This is a genomic window from Lysinibacillus sp. DFXJR4 (assembly GCF_057196045.1).
The window spans coordinates 76,326-97,354 of sequence record NZ_JBXUNW010000003.1; the positions used below are offsets into that span (position 1 = coordinate 76,326).

Annotated in this window: 17 protein-coding genes; all 17 read right to left on the bottom strand. The window is 37.2% G+C overall.

Annotation, left to right across the window (positions count from 1 at the left end):
• Window positions 1-16: 16 nt before the first annotated feature.
• Window positions 17-487 carry a transcriptional regulator NrdR gene (gene nrdR, locus AC2CGN_RS10620; RefSeq protein WP_283869130.1) on the bottom strand — a complete coding sequence of 157 codons (471 nt, stop codon included), beginning with the start codon at window positions 485-487 and terminating at the stop codon, window positions 17-19.
• Between the two features lie 236 nt (window positions 488-723).
• Window positions 724-1,746: a glyceraldehyde-3-phosphate dehydrogenase gene (locus tag AC2CGN_RS10625; protein ID WP_286924592.1), complete on the bottom strand. Its 1,023-nt coding sequence runs from the start codon at window positions 1,744-1,746 to the stop codon at window positions 724-726.
• 237 nt (window positions 1,747-1,983) lie between these two features.
• Window positions 1,984-2,586: a dephospho-CoA kinase gene (gene coaE / locus AC2CGN_RS10630; protein WP_484513775.1), complete on the bottom strand. Its 603-nt coding sequence runs from the start codon at window positions 2,584-2,586 to the stop codon at window positions 1,984-1,986.
• A gap of 13 nt (window positions 2,587-2,599) precedes the next feature.
• Complete coding sequence (gene mutM / locus AC2CGN_RS10635; protein ID WP_429985860.1) at window positions 2,600-3,472, bottom strand: bifunctional DNA-formamidopyrimidine glycosylase/DNA-(apurinic or apyrimidinic site) lyase; 873 nt, start codon at window positions 3,470-3,472, stop codon at window positions 2,600-2,602.
• Window positions 3,473-3,484: 12 nt separating this feature from the next.
• Complete coding sequence (polA, locus tag AC2CGN_RS10640) at window positions 3,485-6,112, bottom strand: DNA polymerase I (protein ID WP_484513777.1); 2,628 nt, start codon at window positions 6,110-6,112, stop codon at window positions 3,485-3,487.
• Between the two features lie 225 nt (window positions 6,113-6,337).
• A complete protein-coding gene (locus AC2CGN_RS10645; protein WP_484513778.1) occupies window positions 6,338-9,247 on the bottom strand; it encodes an S-layer homology domain-containing protein in 2,910 nt (969 codons plus the stop codon).
• Window positions 9,248-10,046: 799 nt separating this feature from the next.
• Window positions 10,047-10,460 (bottom strand): DNA polymerase I, encoded by a 414-nt coding sequence (locus AC2CGN_RS10650; protein ID WP_484513780.1) that lies wholly within the window; start codon window positions 10,458-10,460, stop codon window positions 10,047-10,049.
• A 212-nt stretch (window positions 10,461-10,672) separates the two neighbouring features.
• Entirely contained in the window at window positions 10,673-11,683 is a 1,011-nt protein-coding gene (gene hflC / locus AC2CGN_RS10655; RefSeq protein ID WP_484513782.1) for a protease modulator HflC, read from the bottom strand.
• A complete protein-coding gene (gene hflK / locus AC2CGN_RS10660; protein WP_286924599.1) occupies window positions 11,683-12,660 on the bottom strand; it encodes an FtsH protease activity modulator HflK in 978 nt (325 codons plus the stop codon). Before hflK ends, hflC begins: the two co-directional genes overlap by 1 nt.
• Window positions 12,661-12,863: 203 nt before the next feature.
• Window positions 12,864-13,577 carry an LrgB family protein gene (locus tag AC2CGN_RS10665; RefSeq protein ID WP_369593495.1) on the bottom strand — a complete coding sequence of 238 codons (714 nt, stop codon included), beginning with the start codon at window positions 13,575-13,577 and terminating at the stop codon, window positions 12,864-12,866.
• The gene (locus AC2CGN_RS10670) at window positions 13,574-13,942 is read right to left on the bottom strand and encodes a CidA/LrgA family holin-like protein (protein ID WP_054770907.1); all 369 of its coding nucleotides are present in this window, start codon (window positions 13,940-13,942) and stop codon (window positions 13,574-13,576) included. The genes AC2CGN_RS10665 and AC2CGN_RS10670 overlap by 4 nt, the downstream gene beginning before the upstream one ends.
• Before the next feature lie 371 nt (window positions 13,943-14,313).
• Window positions 14,314-15,849, bottom strand: coding sequence for a two-component system histidine kinase PnpS (gene pnpS, locus AC2CGN_RS10675; RefSeq protein ID WP_429982726.1), 1,536 nt, complete (start codon window positions 15,847-15,849; stop codon window positions 14,314-14,316).
• Entirely contained in the window at window positions 15,846-16,562 is a 717-nt protein-coding gene (locus AC2CGN_RS10680) for a response regulator transcription factor (RefSeq protein WP_283869141.1), read from the bottom strand. The genes pnpS and AC2CGN_RS10680 overlap by 4 nt, the downstream gene beginning before the upstream one ends.
• 52 nt (window positions 16,563-16,614) lie before the next feature.
• Window positions 16,615-17,055 (bottom strand): MaoC/PaaZ C-terminal domain-containing protein, encoded by a 441-nt coding sequence (locus tag AC2CGN_RS10685; RefSeq protein ID WP_283869142.1) that lies wholly within the window; start codon window positions 17,053-17,055, stop codon window positions 16,615-16,617.
• A gap of 210 nt (window positions 17,056-17,265) precedes the next feature.
• Window positions 17,266-18,204 (bottom strand): malate dehydrogenase, encoded by a 939-nt coding sequence (gene mdh / locus AC2CGN_RS10690; RefSeq protein WP_429982727.1) that lies wholly within the window; start codon window positions 18,202-18,204, stop codon window positions 17,266-17,268.
• Between the two features lie 178 nt (window positions 18,205-18,382).
• Complete coding sequence (gene icd, locus AC2CGN_RS10695) at window positions 18,383-19,645, bottom strand: NADP-dependent isocitrate dehydrogenase (protein ID WP_484513787.1); 1,263 nt, start codon at window positions 19,643-19,645, stop codon at window positions 18,383-18,385.
• Between the two features lie 80 nt (window positions 19,646-19,725).
• Window positions 19,726-20,841 (bottom strand): citrate synthase, encoded by a 1,116-nt coding sequence (citZ, locus tag AC2CGN_RS10700; protein ID WP_429982728.1) that lies wholly within the window; start codon window positions 20,839-20,841, stop codon window positions 19,726-19,728.
• Window positions 20,842-21,029: the final 188 nt, after the last annotated feature.

Sequence of the window (21,029 nt, forward strand, 5' to 3'; positions counted from 1 at the left end):
ACCCTCTCTGTATTACTTAAGATTTTTGCTCTGTCTGACGTTGAATAATATCTTTAATTTCTTCAATAAAGACATTGATGTCCTTAAATTGACGATAAACCGATGCAAAGCGTACATATGCTACCTCATCAATTTTCGCTAGGCGGTCCATTACCATTTCCCCAACATCCTCAGAGCGTACTTCTGAATTACCAATACGACGGAGGTCTTTTTCAATCGATAATACGAGTTGCTCAAGTACATCTAGGGCAACTGGACGTTTTTCACAAGCACGAATAAGCCCACGAAGTACCTTTTCACGACTAAACTCCTCACGTGAACCTTCTTTTTTTACAACAACAAGTGGTGTCTCTTCAATTTTTTCAAACGTTGTAAAGCGAAAGCCACATGACTCACATTCACGACGTCTTCGAATTTCTTTATTATCATCTACTGGCCTCGAATCCACTACACGCGTTCCGTTAAATTGGCAAGATGGACATCTCATATCTTTACTCTCCTGATTTCACAACAATTTAATATTCCTATTATAACAAATTTCCCACATGTAAGAAAAGCGCATTCACACTAGTGTGCTCATGATAAACCCTGAAAGCAGAAAGTACAAGTATAGATGGCAACAATTTTCAAGTAAATTCCCTTAAAAAGCTAATGCAAGAAACTAGTACTCTAACAAAAAAGCACATTGAAATCCTGGTGATTTCAATGTGCTTGGTATAATAATTAGGCGTTAACAGTTTCTAAAGCGTTTGCCACTTTTTTCACAAGATCTACTACACGTGCAGAATAACCCCATTCATTGTCGTACCATGCAAGTACTTTTACTTTGCGGCTACCCATTACCATTGTCGAAAGTCCATCAACTGTAGAAGAGTAAGTTGTTGTATTGTAATCAGAAGATACTAGAGGCTCAACTGAGAAGTTTAAAATTCCTTTCATTGGTCCTTCAGTAGCAGCCTTCACAAATGCAGCATTAACAGAATCTACTGTTACATCTGTGTTTAAATCCACTACAAGGTCCACTAAAGATACGTTTGGTGTTGGAACACGAAGTGACATGCCATGAATTTTTCCTTCTAATTCTGGTAATACCAACTTTAATGCTTTTGCAGCGCCTGTAGATGTTGGAATGATTGACTGCGCACAACCACGTGCACGACGTAAATCTTTATGTGGGTTATCTAGGTTCTTTTGATCATTTGTATAGGCATGAACAGTTGTCATTAAGCCATTATCGATGCCAAATGTGTCATTTAATACTTTCGCAACTGGTGCTAAGCAATTTGTAGTACAAGATGCATTTGAAATAACATCATGTTTTGCAATATCAAGTTTATCGTCATTTACACCTAAAACAATGGTTACGTCCTCGTTTTTACCTGGTGCTGTTAAGATTACTTTCTTTGCACCTGCATCTAGGTGCATCGCTGCTTTTTCACGATCATTAAATTTACCAGTTGCTTCGATAACAATATCTACACCCATTGTAGCCCATGGTAATTTTAAAGGGTCACGCTCGCTAATAATTTGAACACGTTTACCATTTACAATTAAAGCATCGCCTGCTGGTTCAACCGTACCTTCAAATGTTCCGTGATTTGTGTCATACTTAATCAAATGTGCTAACGTTTCTGCTGGATAGCTCGCGTTAATAGCCACAATATTTAAACCCTCTTGTACGATCGCTTGGCGGAAAACCATACGTCCGATACGTCCGAAACCATTAATAGCAATTGATACTGTCATTTATAAAATCCTCCTGTGAGTACATACTCAGATTAATTATATACTTTATGGTGATTAGTATAACACAATTTTAAAAAAGATGAACATTATATACTCATAATATTAAAGTTCTTATTTTCTGAAAAATAATTTTGTCAAATTTTATCCCTATTATGGCGTAAGCAAACATAAAAAATGCGTAGCAAGATATGCTTACTACGCATCAGGCAATGAAAAAATGTCTTTATTTACAGGATTTTAATTAGCATCTAAAACATCCCATTTTGTAAGAATTTTTTTCAATTGGTCCTCTGTTTGTCCTAAATTTTCATTATTGTAAATAACTGCATGTGCTCCCTTTTCCTTCACTGACATCGGGAGCTGTGAATGCATTCGCGCTAATGCATCCTCCTTCGACAAATTGTTGCGCTCCATTAAGCGGCGAAGCTGGATTTCCTCGCTCACAGAAACCACAATGATTCGCTCAACGAAATGCTGTAGCTTACTTTCAAATAGGAGTGGGATATCCATTACAACATGCTTGTTGCCAGCCTCTAAGTAGGCATCGCGCTGGCGCAGCATTTCCTGACGAATAGCGGGATGCATAATATCATTTAAAATTTTGCGCTTTGCAGGCTCATGGAAAATAATATCGCCAAGTTTAGCACGATTTAAAGTGCCATCTTCCAGCAGAATATCTTGTCCAAATTGCTCAGCGATTAATGCTAGTGTTTCCGTTCCTGGTTCCACAACATCGCGCGCTACAATATCTGCATCGACAATTGGCAAACCAAGAGCTGTTATCATTTTCGCAACGGTACTTTTTCCACTCGCAATACTTCCTGTTAATCCGATAATCATCGCTTATTCCCCTTTAATGTTGACAATTTGGGCAAAAGACGGACGTGCGCCCACCAATTGTCATTTGGCTCGTTGCCGTATCACACACTGGACACATCTTTTTCCCATACATCTGAAGTCGATTTTGCATGCTTCCAGCCTCACCATTAATATTACGATAATCTGAAATCGTTGAACCTCCGGCGTTAATGCTTTGACGTAAAACAGTAACAATCGCTTCAAATAGTGCACGTTTACGCTTTTCACTAATACGGTTCATTTTGCGAGCTGGATGAATTTTTTGAGCAAATAATGCCTCAGTTGCATAAATATTGCCACAACCCGAAATTACCTGTCCATCCATAATAACTTCCTTTACGGATTTATTCTCATATTTTGGCAATTTTGATTGAGCAATAAAATAATCACAAGCTATTTCATCGAATGGCTCTGGTGCCATTTTTGTTAACGGTGTATGGTCTTCAATTTTTTCTAAAAAACGAAGTTCACCAAAACGGCGAATGTCTGAATAAATTAAAAAACCGCCATCTGCCATTTTGAAAGTAGCATGTATATGCTTTTGAAATTTTGCTTCATTGATTTCCTCTGGCGAATTTACCACAAACCATGCACCTGTCATCCCTAAATGACTAACAAGCACATAGGGAACATTCTCTTTACGCATATGAAAAAAGATATACTTTGCACGTCTCTCGATTTTTGTAATGGTCATTTGGGTTAAGGACATTTCAAAGGCATCAGGCTCAGCTTGCTTGACAATACATTGTTTTCCTTCCCCAAAGGAAAAACGAATGACCTCAGAAAGCTGCACCTGTTGGATTGTCCGTCCCTCCATTTTAGGCTTTAATGCCTGGACGACACCTTCAACCTCTGGTAATTCAGGCATTTAAATCCCTCCTTATTTTGCTTCGTACCAAGTTGCTCCATGATTGAAGTCCACTTTTAACGGTACGGTAAGCTCTATGGCATGCTCCATAACCTCGGGAACAATTTTTTCAAGCAATGCAACCTCTTCCTTAGGCGCTTCAAAAATTAATTCATCATGCACTTGTAAAAGAAGCTTTGCCTGCATATTCTCTTTTTTCAAGCGAGCATCCATATCAATCATTGCTTTTTTAATAATATCTGCAGCGCTTCCCTGAATAGGTGTATTCATGGCAGTGCGCTCTGCAAAGCTACGTATATTGAAGTTGGAGCTTGTGATATCAGGTAAATATCGTCGTCTATTTAAAATCGTCGTGACATAACCATTAAATTTCGCATCCTGCACAATATCATCCATATACTGTTTTACACCTGGAAAACTTGCGAAATATTTTTCAATAAATGTTGCTGCTTCCTTACGAGTAATATCTAAGTTTTGTGATAAACCGTAATCACTAATTCCATAGACAATTCCAAAATTAACTGCCTTTGCTGCACGGCGCATATTACTATCAACCTCATCAGCTGATACATGGAAGACATCCATTGCGGTACGTGTATGAACATCCATCCCTTCACGGAAGGCCTCTACAAGGTTTTTATCTTCTGACATATGTGCCAGAACGCGTAATTCGATTTGTGAGTAGTCAGCAGAAAACAGTATCCAGCCCTCTTTTGATGGGACAAATGCTTGACGGATTTTGCGTCCCTCCTCTAAACGAATAGGAATGTTTTGCAAATTTGGATCCGTAGAGCTTAGACGTCCTGTAGCCGTTAATGCTTGCTGGAAGCGGGTATGCACCTTGCCGTCCTCGTTATGAATTTCTTTAAGCAAGCCTTCAATATAGGTTGATTGTAATTTACCTAACTGACGATATAAAAGAATATGCTCAATAATCGCATGCTCGGATTTTAATTTTTCTAACACATCTGCTGCCGTTGAATAGCCTGTTTTTGTTTTTTTAATAACTGGCAGTCCAAGCTTATCAAATAAAATAACCCCTAATTGTTTTGGTGAATTAATATTAAAGGCTTCTCCAGCTTCCGCATAAATCTCTTGCTCAATAACAACTAATTTGTCATTCAATTCTTGTCCCATTTTCTCTAAAGTAGCACGGTTCACTGTAATTCCTTCACTTTCCATCTCGCCCAATATAGAAGCTAATGGAAGTTCTAGATTTTTATATAAATCAAATTGTTCGTTTTCCTTTAGCAATGTCTCAAGCTTTGGCTGTACTGACCACACAGCAAAGGCTTTACGGCTAGCATGCTCTGCTAGTGTATCAATAGCAGGTATAGCTCGTTTGGCACCTTTACCATAAACGGTCTCATTTGCCTGCACATCACGGTAGCCAAGTTCCTTCGCAAGTGTTGCTACATCATCTCCGCTTAGCCCAGGATTATTGATATAAGAAGCAAGCAATAAATCAAACTCAACTCCTGCTAAACGAATCCCTGCACGTCTTAATGCCGCTTGGGCTGCCTTAGAATCTGACATATACTTTATTTTTGTCGCATCCTCTAGCCATAGACGGAGAACATCTGATTTAGCCACACTATCAAAAGGTACGTAAATTGGTTTCGCTCCATCAGTTAGAGCAATGCCTAATTGCTGACATGTGTGATAATGTTCGTCCTCCAGCTCCAAATGCACTGCCATAACATCCTTTAAGTGTTCTTGCTTTACTTCCTGCACAATTTCATAGTCGAAGGGTGCTTGTTCTTCTTCTTGGACAGAAAAATCACTTTTTTCTAACAGTGATTTAAAGCCAAGCTCCCGCCAGACATTTATTAGCTCTTCTTCATTCGGACCATTATAAGCAAGATCAGCAAGTGCAACCTCTATTGGCGCATCCGTAAAAATGGTTGCAAGCTTTTTACTCATGATTGCCTGCTCTTCATTGGCTACTAATTTTTCTTTCATTTTAGAAGCCTTTAATGTATCCATCGCTTTATATAACGACTCTACTGAACCATGCTCTTTCAGCAATTTAACAGCCGTTTTTTCACCGACACCAGGTACACCAGGAATATTATCAGAAGCATCCCCCATTAGCCCTTTCATATCAATTATTTGCGATGGGGTTAAGCCATATTTTTCTTCAATATAAGCTGGTGTATTTTTCTCAATTTCAGTTATACCTTTTTTAGTAATGTACACAGTTACCTGCTCTGTGGCGAGCTGTGTTAAATCACGATCTCCAGAAACAATGATGACATCGATATCCTGTGATGAAGCTTCTTTTGCAAGTGTTCCAATTATATCATCCGCTTCATACAGTTCTAACTCGTACTGTTTAATACCATATGCGTCAATGAGCTTACGTAAATAAGGGAATTGCTCAGATAATTCTGGCGGAGTCTTTTGTCGCCCACCTTTATATTCCGTAAAGGTTTCATGGCGGAATGTTGTTTTCCCAGCATCAAAAGCCACTAAGATTTTTGTTGGTTGTTCTTCCTCTAATATTCTTTGTAGCATTGTTGTAAAGCCGTATACAGCATTAGTATGAATGCCACTATCATTCGTCAACAATGGCAACGCAAAAAACGCGCGATACGCTAAACTATTACCGTCCAATAATAGTAATTTTTCCTTTGTCATGATTTTATCCTCCTGCGCTGTCTTCTACTTAATTGTAAAACGAAAACGTATGTTTGAAAATGCTTCTTCTTTCTACTTTATCGAGAAAACAGCCATTTTGCCAACAATAACAATGCATTTCACAAAAAAACCTTAGGGGTCTCATTGTGCTATCTTAGTCCCTCAGGGTTACCATTCCTATCAAAAAAGCCAACCGCTCATGGCGATTGACTTTCTTACTTACTATCAAACGTTTGTGTTTTCCATTGTAAATGGTTCTTTCAAAAGGTTATGTTCAGGTTTACTTTCACGTTCAATGTGTATAAAGGTTGCAAATAATGGAACAATACCATCAATTCGAATGATTACACTATTTCCTGTACTGCTACTTACTGTTCCATACAGCGGCGTTAATGAGTCATTTATCATAAATATAAATTGCTCGCCCTCTGGTATCTCGATATTTGAAGAGAACGTGAGCCTTATATTCTCATTATCTATATAAGAGACCTCATTAATGATAAGCGGTTGTGGTTCTACAAGTGTCAGTTTTGCTGATATTGCTGGTACAAGCTCTGATGTTTGACCTGTCACAGGATTTGTATATGAAATGGCTTCATTTAATGGAATCGTTACTTGATTGTCAATGATTTGAATGTGATATTTATACTCCCTTAACATGGCAATAATTAATTCCTGCTCCTCAACAGTTAGAGGCTCTTGTTCAAGTTCGAATTCATTCCTTAACAATTGTTCTATCGCTTCATATAATCTGCCCACAGTTACTTCTTCGATGTCTGGTATGCTCGTAATCTCTTTGCCATTTAACAGGCGTTGGATTGTTGCTATCTCTTTCAACCCATTAATTGGTTGTAAATTCATCAGCTTCTCTAATTTTTCTGCCATATGATGAATATCTGTTTGTGTGTTAGCTAGTAAAATATTCGTATTTGTTAAAGAAGCGACTCGCTGGTAACCCATTGGTCCTTGAGCTACTTTAGCTACCATTGCTTCAGCTTCAGTTATTGCTGCTTGCAGTGCGTCTGTTGCTTTTTTAGGTATCCATTGCTGTGCATGTGGAATATCAAAGCCATTTTCAGATATAGGGTGATCTCCATTTTGCACGGCTACAAGTCGTTCCTTCGCATTACTAATCATTTTATTAAGGGTTGTCGTATCTACAGGTGTTGTTGTATTTCCTCCACCTGTGTTATTACCACCAGGACTACTTCCACTGTTACTACTTGAACCACTGTCTGTAGCCTCTGCAGGCATTGGGTTAAAAGGTGTTTGTTGGCCCTTCGCAGATATTAATGTTTTAATTTGCCCTTGACGAACATTTGTGAATATTGCAAGCAGCGCTTCTCTAGAAATATCTGTCATCATATTATGAATGCGGACATCAGGTCCAAGAGTGAAGGTTGAAACAGCAGGTGATGGTACAATGATATTACCAATATTTATTGTTCCATTTATTTGTAAAGCAGTCTTTAATAGATTTTTAAAATCTTCATTTTGTTGTTGCAGCTTTCTTGACTCTTCTTGTATCTGTCGTATTCTTTCTTCCACTTGTGTTGTTAGTTCAACTGAAGGGAATAATCCTGGCAAATTGGGTATTCCTGCTGGGTTATTACTAGATTGCTGCTGGTTTGATCGTACTCTTAGAGAAAGTAGCTCATTTTCTATCTGTTGCAATTTTTGTCTTAATAGAGCTAATTGATTATCTTGTATTGGTGTCCTTTTAACCTTTGTTAAATCATTAATCTGCTGTTGCAAGCCTACTGATTCAGTTGTTAAATCACTTATTTTAGTCAATATTGCTTTTTTCTCTTGCTCCTGCAATTGTTGCTGATCTCTTAAAAAGACTTGACTGGCTTCAAGCTGCTTTTGCATTCGCTGTAACCTAAATTCATATTCAGCACCAATCGTGACTGTTCCAATATCTGCATTTCCGCTTAATTGTGAGCCTTCAGGTGGCGATTCCCAATTAAGCAGCCCTATATTAGGTGCATTAATCTGTAAATTACTTCCCAAATGAGTTACGACTGGTAGTGATGAATCTGAGTTAATAAATGCCGTTCTTTTTACAAGAAGAGCTACAAATTCACTTCTAGTCATTTCAACCGTAATAGGGTTGTCATGAATAACGGCTACTTTGTTAAGTGATGCCGTTTTTGAAGCTTCACCTTCTTCTAGGTATAGCTCCCCTTTTACCTTTAGTTGATTCAGTGCTATAGAAGTTGTTCGCCCTAGGACACGAATATCCCCTGTGACAACCATATTTTTCAGCTCAACAAAATCTGCATGAACTACGATATTGCCTATAGAGGTATTGCCACCATCCAGCACAACTTTTGCACCCTGCTGTCCAGATGTGTATAAATCAATCGCTAATACCTCAGCGATTTCACCATTCACCACAATAACATCTAGCTGTGCATTTTCTAATGCAGCAGCGTTTTTATCATTTAATATAGTCTTTGCATTTTTGCCAATTGGCCATTCACGCCCCCCAATTGTAACCTTGTTGTTGTGAATGTGCTCCACTGTAACGGTCGCCCCTGCAATACCTGTATCTGTTGAAACTTGCTTTATGATCTGCTCAGCTCTTACAATAAATGAAGCAAGCTGTCCCCTTGTCACAAATTTGCCCCCACTAAATGTAGTGGTCGATGTTCCTTTTGTAATCCCATATTCAAATAGTGCTGTCACTGCTTGCTGATGTTCTGCCGACACATCTGTAAAGGGTATTGACACATTACCGGATGCAGTAAGCCCTAATGACTTCGTAATGACCTTTGCCATGTCGTTGCGTGTAATAGGATCATTTGGATTTAATGAGCTATCCATAAGACCTGCTGCTTGCAAAGCTACCCATTCTTGTTCATCACTAGCATCTAAATTGAGTATACCCGCAATGATTTTCGCTGTTTGCTTAAATGTGACAAACTCATTTGGTTTAAATGTGCCATCTGGGAAACCATGAATAATATTACGCTTTGCTAAATCCATAATGGCTGTATAATGACTATTTGCCTCTTGTACATCTGAAAAATTGGTCGTTGCTGCTTCTACAGTAGTGCTTATACCTGTTATTATAGTACTTACTCCCACCGCAGTAGTAGTCGCTACAATAAATAGCTTATTTTTTTTCATAATTTTCCTCCTAGCAAGATAGTAAAGGAATAGGCCATCCCCCGTTATTACGTAGCATCTTCAAATTACTCTGGCTAGCATTTATTTTTTAAGTTGGTGAATAAAATCTTTTTTAAATAAAGTGGCGGCTTTTTTCCTATTTAATTCTATAAGTTGTGCATTAAACTCAGAGATTTGATGAAAAACCTCCCTCTCTGTCATTCCCTCATAAACTTTTTAAGGTTATATACAATTGGAAAATCCTCATCATCATACATAATAAAGGTTAAATTTAGGTTAAAAAATATAATTTCTTAAAATGAACGCTAATACTTGTGGCGCTATTCGACAGCAATTTTTTGTCATAGCAAAATTCCCTTCATTAGCTCTGGTTACACAGGATGCTGAGTACTAAAAACTTTCTCCTTTCGCTCTTTTATCCTTTATCCATGTAATAATTACTTATAGCTGTAAGTAAATACTTCCTAAATGTACTATAGATAAAATGAAGACAATACTGATGAATGTTAATATTTCACTTTGAGCGCTGACATTAGAAAATAAGATTTGATGATTAAGCAGAAAACACCATCAATCTGTAGTCACTCATAATCAATTAAGCCCATAGCGTAATTTCGTCAGGATTTTTTCAAGCTCCCCCGAAAAGCTCCTGTTCAAAATACGTGACATCCAACAGAGGCTTTAGACCAACACAATGGAGCTAGTGTTTGTATGCCCTGCTGAATCAAGATAAATAAATGAAAAAAACTTTCATTCAAAAGAGACAATCCTTTGAATGAAAGTTCATTAATGCATGCTATTAATTTGATGTACGATAAAATATTTCTTCATAGATAATCGTTAAGATAAACGCATTCATAAAAGCAAACACTAAAAATAAGGGCATCCCACCCAATTGTGGCTGTGTTAGCTCTTTACTAAATACCATCACCATACTAATTTGTGCTAAAAAGAAAATAAAACCAATACCAACTTGCCAAATAGGACGCTTGACCTTGCGTTTTTCATACCAAAATATTCTTTTACATATTTTGCGGACATCCTCAGCAATAATTAAACTTACTAAAAACAAAATGATAAAAAATACTGGTATATGATAAACACTTTTCGTTATCCATTCAAAATCTGATAGACGGAAGAAAAGTGTAAACAACGATGCAATACTACTGGCTATACCTAAATTTTGTAGCCAGGTACTAATTTGTAATTTCACAGCTATTACCCCCATTTTTTCATTCTAAACATCATTATTCTATCAGATTATAGTAATCTACGATATAGAAATTTATAAATTTCTATTATTTACTTACTATACAAATTAATAATAATAAAATTTTATGAGTTTACACATTATTAAAAACAGAAAAGTCGCCATACCAAACTGGTAGGCGACTTCTTATTTTAACCCCTGCAAGGATTACAGAATTATTTGATATAGCCAGATAATACCTTTGCATACGGTGAAGTAGATGGCAAAATAATAACCGTATCTTCACCGATCGTTTTCTTATAGGATTCTAATGTACGATAAAGTGAATAGAATTCAGGATCTTGCGAAAATGACTTATTATAGATTTTCGCTGCCTCCGCCTCTCCTTCTGCTTGAATTAACGCGGCATCCTTTTTAGCTTTTGCTAGCATTTCTTGCACTTTCTTATCTGTTTGAGCTTCAATACGGCGCTTCCCTGCATCACCTTCTGATAGGTATTTTTGAGCAATTGATTCACGATCTGAAATCATATTTGTAAATACGGCTTGCTCATTTTCTGTTGGCAAATCAATACGACGGATTCGAACATCTACAACCTCTATGCCATATTTATCTTCTGCAAGCAATTCATTCACACGTTCAGTAACTTGGTCATTAATACTTCCACGAGAAGAATTTTCATCATTAATAATTTGTGTATATTCTATTCGTCCGAGCTCAGAGCGAATAACAGAATAGATAAATTCCTCCATACGAGATTCTACTTTTTCAATAGTACCTGCATTTGAAATTAATAACTTTGGATCTGTAATACGCCATACCGCATAATTATCAATAATAATTCTCTTTTTATCCTTTGTATTAATTTCTTCTTCTGATATTTCATAAGTCATTTGGTTTTTTGGTAATCTCGTTACACTTTGAATAAATGGAACCTTCATTTTAAGGCCAGGCTCACGTTCAAATTTCACCACTTCCCCAAACTGCCTTACTACAGCATATTCTGATTCTTTTACAATATAGATATTTGCAAATAAAATAATGGCAATGGCAAAAACGGCTATTAAGGTTACAGTAATAGAAATATATTTCTTTGGATTCATCGGACCCTTCTTCGACATCTTGATTACATTATCCTCCGAGTTTCCTTCCTTTGGAGTAGTATTTTTGGATTTGCCCGATAAAAAATTTAAGAATTTTTCAAGATCCTTATTTTTTTGATCCATTAGTTACCACTCCCTTCTTTTTTCTCTTCTTGTTTCTGCTCTTGCTTCTGTTCTATGGGTTGTAGTGCTTGAAGAGGTAAGTATTTCATTGTGCTGCCATCATCATTCATAATGTAAATTTGTGCTTTTGGTAACACATTCTCAAGTGTTTCTAAGATTAAACGCTCACGTGTAATTTGCTGATTTCCTTTATATTGCTCATACATTTTATTAAAGACAGCTACATCCCCTTGAGCCTGCTCGATACGGGCTGTTTTTTCTCCCTGTGCCTTCGAAATAATGGCGTCTTTTTCACCTTCAGCCTCATTTGTACGTTGATTTTCATATTTTTCTGCCTGATTGATTTTTGTATTTTTCATTTCACGTGCATCTGTTACTGCTGTAAAAGCCGCACGTACATCAGCATTTGGTAATTCCACATCCTGTAATTTAACACCCAAAATACTTATGCCAATATCATATTTTTCAATTAGAGAAACAAGTAATGTTCTTGTATTTGCCTCTATGTCTGCTTTTCCCTCTGTTAACGCGGCATCGATTTTGGAGCTTCCAATAATAGATCGAATTGCACTCGATGTAGCGCTATGTAAAATCTCTTCTGGGTTTTGTGCATTAAATAAGAATTTGTTCGGTTCTGTAATCTTCCATTGAACGACAAGGTCTGTTAATACAATATGTTCGTCTCCTGTAATCATTTTCGTTTCAGCATCATAAGCTTCTAATTCACCTTTTTTATTTTGCTTATAGCCAAACTGTAAACTAAATGTTTCCTTTGATAAAACCTCAACCGATTGGACTGGCCAAGGTAATTTAAAATGTAAGCCTGGTTCTGTTACTGTATCATCGGCACGACCGAATGTTATAACAACTGCTTGCTCTGATTCATCTACTGTGTACCAAGATGTAAATACAGCAATAAGTGCAACAATGCCGAAAATTCCAAGACCCACCATCATTAGTGTCCTTTTCACACTCATGTTTGTTCCTCCCTTATGCTTAGTACTATTGTATACGGAACACTTTTTAAAAGGTTTCAAAATATTTTAATAAACTAATATTTTATTGTAGGCAGTTTGACATATATCCTGCTTCATCCAATTTTGAGTTTGACTCTAGCTTGTTTGTAACCAAGAGACCTTGGGCATTCACCTCCATCTTAAACAAAAAATCCTGTCACCATTTAAGGTAACAGGATATTAACAACTAGATGTTCAAATGCTGGGAACAATGTTGTAGAAAGCACGATGCTAATTAAGGCTGCTACAATCATCGCAAGGCTGGCAAAGGTTCCTTCGAGTTCACCAAATTCAAAGGCTTTAGAGGTACCTGTACCATGAGCTCCCATTCCTAACATTAAACCTCTAGATGAGGGTCTATGAAAGCGAAAAACTTTTATGATTAACGGAGCAAGTAGACTTCCTAATATTCCCGTTGTCATCACAAAAACGGCAGTCAAGGTAGGAGAGCCACCTATCATATTAGAAATATCCATCGCAATTGGTGTAGTGACTGAGCGTGGTACTAGGCTATGAACAAGCTCATTATTTAGGCCAACAACTAATGCCATAATAAATGAGGATATAATAGCGACGGCTGAACCAACTGCGATGCTAAGAAATATTTCAAGAGCATGCTTTTTTAATAAATTAAAATTTTTATAAATTGGAACAGCAAATGCAACTGTTGCTGGTCCTAATAAATTGGATAAAATATTTGCTCCTGTATTATAGGATTGATAGGAAGTACCTGTTAATAATAATAGTAAAATTATTATTATTGGTGTGACAAGCATGGGCGTAAGCCACTCTTTTTTATATTTAACATAAAACATTTTACATGCGTAAAAAATAGCAACTGTCCCTGCTAAGCTTGCTATAGCTATGAAATAACTCATGCGGCATCACCCTTCTTTCGTTGCTCTAACCACTGTGCAGTAAAGCCTGTTGTAAACATCACAACAATAGCGCTCACAACAATCACAAGTACAACCTTCACACCCTGCACACCGAACAGTGAATCATAATCAATTATGCCAATTGCAGATGGTATGAAAAATAACAATAGCTCACTTAGCAATAATCCTGCTCCTAACTCAATCCATTCAAGCTTAATCATATGAAACTGCAAAAGTAAAAATAATAAAACTAGTCCAATTATGCTACCTGGAATCGGCAAGTGAAGTAGACGTGCAATACTATTTCCAACAAATAATAGTATATAAAGATAGCCGATTTGCACGATACTTTTGACGATTTTCATGGTCATCCTTCTTTCAATTTTGTCCTGCTTCTAAGGAAAACACAGTGAAAATCATACTTTATCTTTTAAAAGCTGTATTCATTTCACTGTCCATAAAAGCCCAATTAATTAGTTCAACTAAACATTGAAATTGTCAGTTAAACTTTATGCTACTATACTTTACACCTATTTTCGTCTAGTGTAAAACAGAAAAGAATCTATCACCAAAAAATTTGGCAATAGATTCTTCTATGGCGATTATAAAGCAGCCATTAAAATGTAATAAATGATACATGATTTATTTACAGACTTGTCGATTATATAGGGGGTTTCTACTAAATAAGTATAAGCTCCCTTTGTGAATGTTACATGTTGCTTTTGTAAAGAGATTGTTAATTCTTCGGAATCATGACAATCATCTTAGTTCCAACACCAACTTCACTTTCTACCTGAATACGCCCATGATGCGCCTCTACTAAATGCTTCACAATAGCGAGCCCTAAGCCTGTCCCTCCAGAGTTTCGACTTCGGGCACGATCCACACGATAAAATCGTTCAAAGACACGAGCAATTTCGTGCTTTTCGATTCCAATTCCCTGATCCTCTATTTCAATAATTCCATACTTTTCATTTTCCTTTAAACGGATTGATACAGTTGTATTTTCTGGGGAATACGTAATCGCATTCGTGATTAAATTTGTTACGATTTGGATGATTCGATTGGCATCTCCCATCACTTCAACATCGCGTTCGATATCCACCTGGAAGCTCATATTTTTTTCATCTAAACGGGGCCCTGTTAATTCTGCACCTCGAATAAGTACGTCCTGCAAGCCCATTGGCATAATATTCACGGTAAAACCATGCTGTTCAATTTTCGATAGTTCCAATAAATCCTGAATTAACATTTGTAGTCGATTACTTTCTTTATAAATAATCTCTAAAAAGGATAGTAACATCTTCTCATCCTTATAGGCACCATCCAATAAAGTTTCTGAAAAACCTTTAATCGAGGTAATTGGTGTACGTAATTCATGGGAGACGTTTGCCACAAAGTCCTTTCGAATTTGTTCCAAACGGACAAGCTCTGTAATATCATGCATAACAATAACAACACCAAGCCAGCGACCATGATCTCCAATAACAGGAGCCCCATACACTTCCTTATTATATAGTTCCTGTTGTACTTCCATTTTAATTTGCTGTCGATAAGGCATTTCTGTTAGAAAGACATGGTCGATAAATTGCTCAAGTGATTTAGGTAAGCCTATTGTACGAAAGACCTTTCCTTGAACATCGCCAATTTGCATGCCAAAACGCTCTAAGAATACACGATTCACAATCGATATATTGCCTTCACGTCCAATCATCATAAGTGAGCTTCCCATGTTCTCAATTAACGTTTTTAGCCGTTCCTCTTCTACTTCACGTATCGTCGTAATGTCCTGTAAATTACGCGCTAAAATATTAATAGAATGGCTTAATGGCATCATGCGTTCCTGCTCGTTCTCATGGGCACGAGCACGGTAATTCCCTTTAGCGAGCTCTAGCGCTGTTTCGGTTACATTATCGATTGGTGCAGTGAAATTTCGAATCATATAACGACTGACAATTGCAATCAAAATTAGTGCTATAGTAAAAAGAATAACGAGAACCACATATAAACGAGCGCGAACACTCAATAAAATTTTATGCTGTTCCCCTGCATTTTGGACTCTATTGATAGCCTCCCTATCTTCCTTCGAGAGTTCAATTTTTCGTTCATCTAGTACTTGATTGATGAATTCTTGCTTCTCCAGGCTCGCCTGTTCGTCATACTGCTCTATATAAACAGGAAAAAGCTGACCTATTACAATCATTAGGACAGCTAGTATTGTTCCGAGTAAAAGCATGAATGTCAAGAATAAGCGATTGCTCATTGATTTCATGTTGTCTTCGGCTCCTCGAATTTATAGCCAAGACCACGAATGGTTTTGATAAACATTGGTTTTCGGCTATTTTCCTCAATTTTATCTCGAAGGTGACTGATGTGTACATCCACAATTCTTGTATCACCAGCAAAGTCATATTTCCATACAGCACTTAATAGCTGGTCACGTGTTAAAACACGATTTTTATTTTCAAGCAAATAAATCAATAACTCAAATTCCTTCGGTGTGAATTCCAATGCTTCATCCTGTAAAAATACTTCAAAACGCTCAGGAAAGACACGTAATTGTCCAAATTCATACATTTTCTCTTGAGGTTCATCTTTATTGTCTAATACAACATTTTGTGTGAAACGTCTTAACACAGCTTTCACTCGCGCCAATACCTCACGCGGGCTAAAAGGCTTCGTCATATAATCATCTGCTCCCAGCTCCAGACCAAGAACTTTATCGAATTCATCGTCCTTTGCGGTTAACATAATAATAGGTGTATTCATACGTTGTTGACGTATTTGTTTACATACCTCCATACCATCAAGCCTTGGAAGCATTAAGTCTAAGAGAATTAAATCCGGCTGTAAGTCAATTGCTTTATCCAATCCTTCTTGCCCATCTGCAGCTGTTTCTACAACATAGCCTGCCTGTTCTAAATTATATTTCAATAATGTCGCAATAGAAAATTCATCTTCTACAACTAAAATCGTTTTTGTCATTAATAATGCCTCCGTTAGTGATTTGAAACCCCCATTTCAAATCTTAAAACGTCTATAGCGCAAGTGGCGGTGTCACCAATAAGGTTCCCTCTATCACAAGCTGCTTTTGCTCATTATAGGAGTGGACAGATACAGTAATTATATTTTGGAGTTTATTTACTTCTGTTACCTCTAAAAGCGTATCAAATAATTCATAATGATAGAGAGGTCCTAAATATTTTAAATGTTGCTCAATAATTCGTGCACCTGGTCCAGGAATATACTTTGACACAGCTGACGTAATGATACCATTTAACATAATTGTAGGTACGATTGGCTTTTGAAAAGGCGTCATCGCAGCATAATCATGTTGAATATAAAGCGGATTACTATCATTCGTAAGGCCTAAATAAAGCAGTAAATCCTTATCCTCTATCTTTTCAGTAATATGAATCTTCTCGCCAACTGTAATTTCATCTATTGTGAGACCAAGCTTACTGTTTTTTTGAAGCAAAGATACGCCAACCCCTTTTCCATCATACTACCTTCATAGTATCAATTTTATTCTAAAAGTACAACGAAAAGCAGAATAGCCATTTTATTGATAGGCATACGATATATTAGTAAATTAAAGGAATATAATTTAATAAGCTATCTGAACAGTCTATTATTAAACAAAAAAATCGAGTAGGAATGATTCCCACTCGATTTCATAAGCTTTTTATTAAGCTAAAACTTTCATAACATTGCGGACTGCTTCTGCCGAATTATCTAAAGCCGCTTTTTCTTTGTCTGTTAAGTCCAGCTCAAAGATTTTTTCGATACCATTTGCACCTAGTAAAGTTGGAACACCTAAATACAAATCAGTGTAGCCATATTCGCCTTCTAAATATGCAATGGATGGTAAAATACGTTTTTGATCCTTAATAATTGCTTCAGCCATTTCAACAAGTGCTGCTGCTGGAGCATAGTATGCTGAGCCATTACCAAGTAAATTAACGATTTCTGCACCACCATTACGTGTTCGATTAACAATCTCTTCAAGACGATCAGCAGGAATTAATGTTTCTAATGGAATACCGCCAGCAAATGAATAGCGAGTAAGTGGTACCATTGTATCACCGTGGCCACCTAAAACAAAACCAGTAATGTCTTTCACCGAGATATTAAGTTCCTCTGCAACAAACGCACAGAAGCGAGCTGTATCAAGTACGCCAGATTGACCGATAACACGATTTTTTGGGAAACCAGTTTCTTTGTAAACTGTATAAGTCATAGCATCTACTGGGTTTGTGAGCACGATAATCGTTGCATTTGGTGCATGAGCAGCAATTTCCTTAGAAACAGCCTTCATTACACCTTGATTAATTTGGACAAGATCGTCACGACTCATCCCTGGTTTACGGGCAACACCAGCAGTGATAAGGACTACATCAGAATCTGCTATATCTGCATAGTTAGAAGTACCCTTCACATACGAATCATAGCCTTGCACTGGTGCAGCTTCCCACATATCTAGAGCTTTTCCTTTTGTTGGGTTTTCTGCTTGTGGAATATCAACTAATACGACGTCGCCAAGCTCTTTCTGAGCTGCTAAAAATGCAGCTGTAGCACCTGTAAAACCACTACCGATTACTGAAATTTTTTTACGTTTCAGAGACATTTAAATACGCTCCTTTAAAATTAGGTTATATATTTTAAAAGAGGGAGGAGAATATCATCTCCTCCCTCGATTAAACAAGTTCATCGTAATACTTTATTAAACTAAATACATTTTACCCTAATTATATCGGCAGAATAAAGCATCTGCTTCCCTATTATTTCTATATTACAATAGAAAATTAAAGGTTTTTGATTAACTCAGTAGCGAATTCTGAACATTTCACTTCTGTAGCGCCGTCCATTAAACGTGCGAAGTCATAAGTTACAACTTTAGAAGAAATTGTTTTCTCAACAGATTTAGTAATCATGTCAGCAGCTTCTTGCCATCCTAAGTGTTCAAGCATTAATACACCTGAAAGTAATACTGAAGATGGGTTTACTTTATCTTGACCAGCATATTTTGGAGCTGTACCGTGAGTAGCTTCGAAAATCGCATGTCCAGTTACATAGTTAATGTTTGCGCCTGGAGCGATACCGATACCACCAACTTGTGCAGCTAATGCGTCAGAGATATAGTCACCGTTTAAGTTCATTGTTGCAACTACATCGAACTCATTTGGACGAGTTAAAATTTGTTGTAAGAAGATATCAGCGATAGAATCTTTCACTAAGATTTTACCAGCTGCTAAAGCGTCAGCTTGTGCTTTGTTTGCTGCTTCTTCACCTTGTTCAGCTTTAATTGCATCATATTGGTTCCAAGTGAATGTTTGATCAGCAAATTCTTTTTCAGCTAATTCATAACCCCATTTTTTGAACCCACCTTCAGTGAATTTCATGATGTTACCTTTGTGTACTAAAGTAACAGATGGGCGTTTATGATTAATAGCATATTCGATAGCAGAACGTACTAAACGCTCAGTACCTTCTTTAGATACAGGTTTTACACCGATACCAGAAGTTTCTGGGAAGCGGATTTTGTTAACACCAAATTCAGTTTGTAGGAAGTTGATGATTTTTTGAGCTTGTTCAGAACCAGATTCGAATTCGATACCAGCGTAGATGTCTTCTGTGTTTTCGCGGAAGATAACCATATCAACGTCTTCTGGGCGTTTAACTGGAGAAGGTACTCCATCAAAGTGACGTACTGGACGTAAGCACACATATAGGTCAAGCTGTTGACGTAATGCTACGTTTAGAGAGCGGATACCACCACCGATTGGAGTAGTAAGAGGACCTTTAATTGCGATTAGGTATTCGTTAATTTTGTCTAAAGTTTCTTGTGGTAACCATTCACCAGTTTGGTTGAATGCTTTTTCACCAGCTAAAACTTCTAGCCATTCGATTTTCTTTTCACCGTTGTATGCTTTTTCAACTGCTGCGTCGATTACTCGTGATGCTGCAGCCCAAATATCTGGACCAATTCCATCACCTTCGATGAAAGGAATCACTGGATTGTTTGGTACATTAAGTACGCCATTTTCAACTACAATTTTGTTTGACATTGCTGTTGCCTCCTAAATTCATAATCATAGGACTGTGTTATCAGTAACACAGTCCCAAATATTCTAGCATATTTTCCAAATTAGCGCTCGCTGATTGGAACATATTTTTGCATGCCTGGTCCAACATACTCTGCACGTGGACGGATTAGGCGGTTGTTAGCATATTGCTCTAAAATATGAGCTACCCAACCAGAAGTACGTGATACTGCGAAAATTGGTGTGAATAGGTCATGATCAATACCTAAAGAATCATACACTGACGCAGAGAAGAAGTCTACGTTTGCAGGTAATTTCTTTTGTTCTACGATCATGTCATGGATTTTAACTGACATTTCATATAGCTCTGGTTTACCAGTTAGTTCAGTTAATTTTTGTGACATTACACGTAAATGTGGTGCACGTGGGTCGCCTTTGCGGTATACGCGGTGACCGAAGCCCATGATTTTTTCTTTGTTGTCTAGTTTATTTTGAATGTAAGATTCAACTTTATCAAGTGAGCCAATTTCACTTAACATTTTCATAACTTGCTCATTTGCACCACCATGAAGTGGTCCTTTTAAAGCACCAATAGCTGCTGTTACACCAGAATATACGTCTGATAATGTAGCTACACATACACGCGCTGTGAATGTGGATGCATTTAATTCATGGTCAGCATGTAATACTAATGCTTTGTCGAATGCTTCAACTTCGATTGCTGCTGGTTCTTCACCTTTAAGCATGTATAAGAAGTTTGCTGCATATCCTAATTCTGGTTTTGGCGCAACTGGCTCTAAACCTTTACGAACACGTGAAAATGCAGTAACTACTGTAGCAATTTTAGCTTGTAAACGGATAGCTTTACGGTAGTTAGCTTCTGGATCCATAACATCTGCCTCTTCATCGAATACACCAAGTAAAGATACTGCAGTACGTAGCGCAGCCATTGGATGTACAGTTGAAAGTGGGTATGTTTTGAATTGCTCTACAATTGCTTGCGGAATTGTCATGTTGTCTGCTAATTGTTGTTTTAATTCAGCTAGCTCGTCTTCTTTTGGTAAACGAGTGTGCCACAATAAATAAACTACTTCTTCAAATGACGCGTTCTCTGCTAAATCATCAATGTTGTAACCAACATATGTAAGTGTGTCATCGATAATTGAACTGATTTTAGATTCCGCTGCTACGATACCTTCTAATCCTTTAGTTGCTGACATAAATTATCGCTCCCTCATACTTATATTTTTTGGTTGTAAATGTATTTTGTTCGTCACATTTACGTACTTTGCTCATATGAACCATTAAGTAAATCGCTTACATTGCTATTATAATCATTTTTGACAGCTTTGTGAATGAAAATCATCTAATTAAAGAAAAAGGCGCCCGAGCGATTATATATATGCTC

Bases quoted from the DNA above. Each gene is read 5' to 3' on its own strand.
- icd (WP_484513787.1), bottom strand. From the start codon at position 19,645: ATGTCAAACAAAATTGTAGTTGAAAATGGCGTACTTAATGTACCAAAC.
- AC2CGN_RS10625 (WP_286924592.1), bottom strand. From the start codon at position 1,746: ATGACAGTATCAATTGCTATTAATGGTTTCGGACGTATCGGACGTATG.
- polA (WP_484513777.1), bottom strand. From the start codon at position 6,112: ATGACAAAGGAAAAATTACTATTATTGGACGGTAATAGTTTAGCGTAT.
- mutM (WP_429985860.1), bottom strand. From the start codon at position 3,472: ATGCCTGAATTACCAGAGGTTGAAGGTGTCGTCCAGGCATTAAAGCCT.
- AC2CGN_RS10645 (WP_484513778.1), bottom strand. From the start codon at position 9,247: ATGAAAAAAAATAAGCTATTTATTGTAGCGACTACTACTGCGGTGGGA.
- hflC (WP_484513782.1), bottom strand. From the start codon at position 11,683: ATGGATCAAAAAAATAAGGATCTTGAAAAATTCTTAAATTTTTTATCG.
- AC2CGN_RS10680 (WP_283869141.1), bottom strand. From the start codon at position 16,562: ATGACAAAAACGATTTTAGTTGTAGAAGATGAATTTTCTATTGCGACA.
- AC2CGN_RS10670 (WP_054770907.1), bottom strand. From the start codon at position 13,942: ATGAAAATCGTCAAAAGTATCGTGCAAATCGGCTATCTTTATATACTA.
- coaE (WP_484513775.1), bottom strand. From the start codon at position 2,586: ATGATTATCGGATTAACAGGAAGTATTGCGAGTGGAAAAAGTACCGTT.
- hflK (WP_286924599.1), bottom strand. From the start codon at position 12,660: ATGAGTGTGAAAAGGACACTAATGATGGTGGGTCTTGGAATTTTCGGC.
- pnpS (WP_429982726.1), bottom strand. From the start codon at position 15,849: ATGAAATCAATGAGCAATCGCTTATTCTTGACATTCATGCTTTTACTC.
- AC2CGN_RS10665 (WP_369593495.1), bottom strand. From the start codon at position 13,577: ATGAGTTATTTCATAGCTATAGCAAGCTTAGCAGGGACAGTTGCTATT.
- mdh (WP_429982727.1), bottom strand. From the start codon at position 18,204: ATGTCTCTGAAACGTAAAAAAATTTCAGTAATCGGTAGTGGTTTTACA.
- citZ (WP_429982728.1), bottom strand. From the start codon at position 20,841: ATGTCAGCAACTAAAGGATTAGAAGGTATCGTAGCAGCGGAATCTAAA.
- nrdR (WP_283869130.1), bottom strand. From the start codon at position 487: ATGAGATGTCCATCTTGCCAATTTAACGGAACGCGTGTAGTGGATTCG.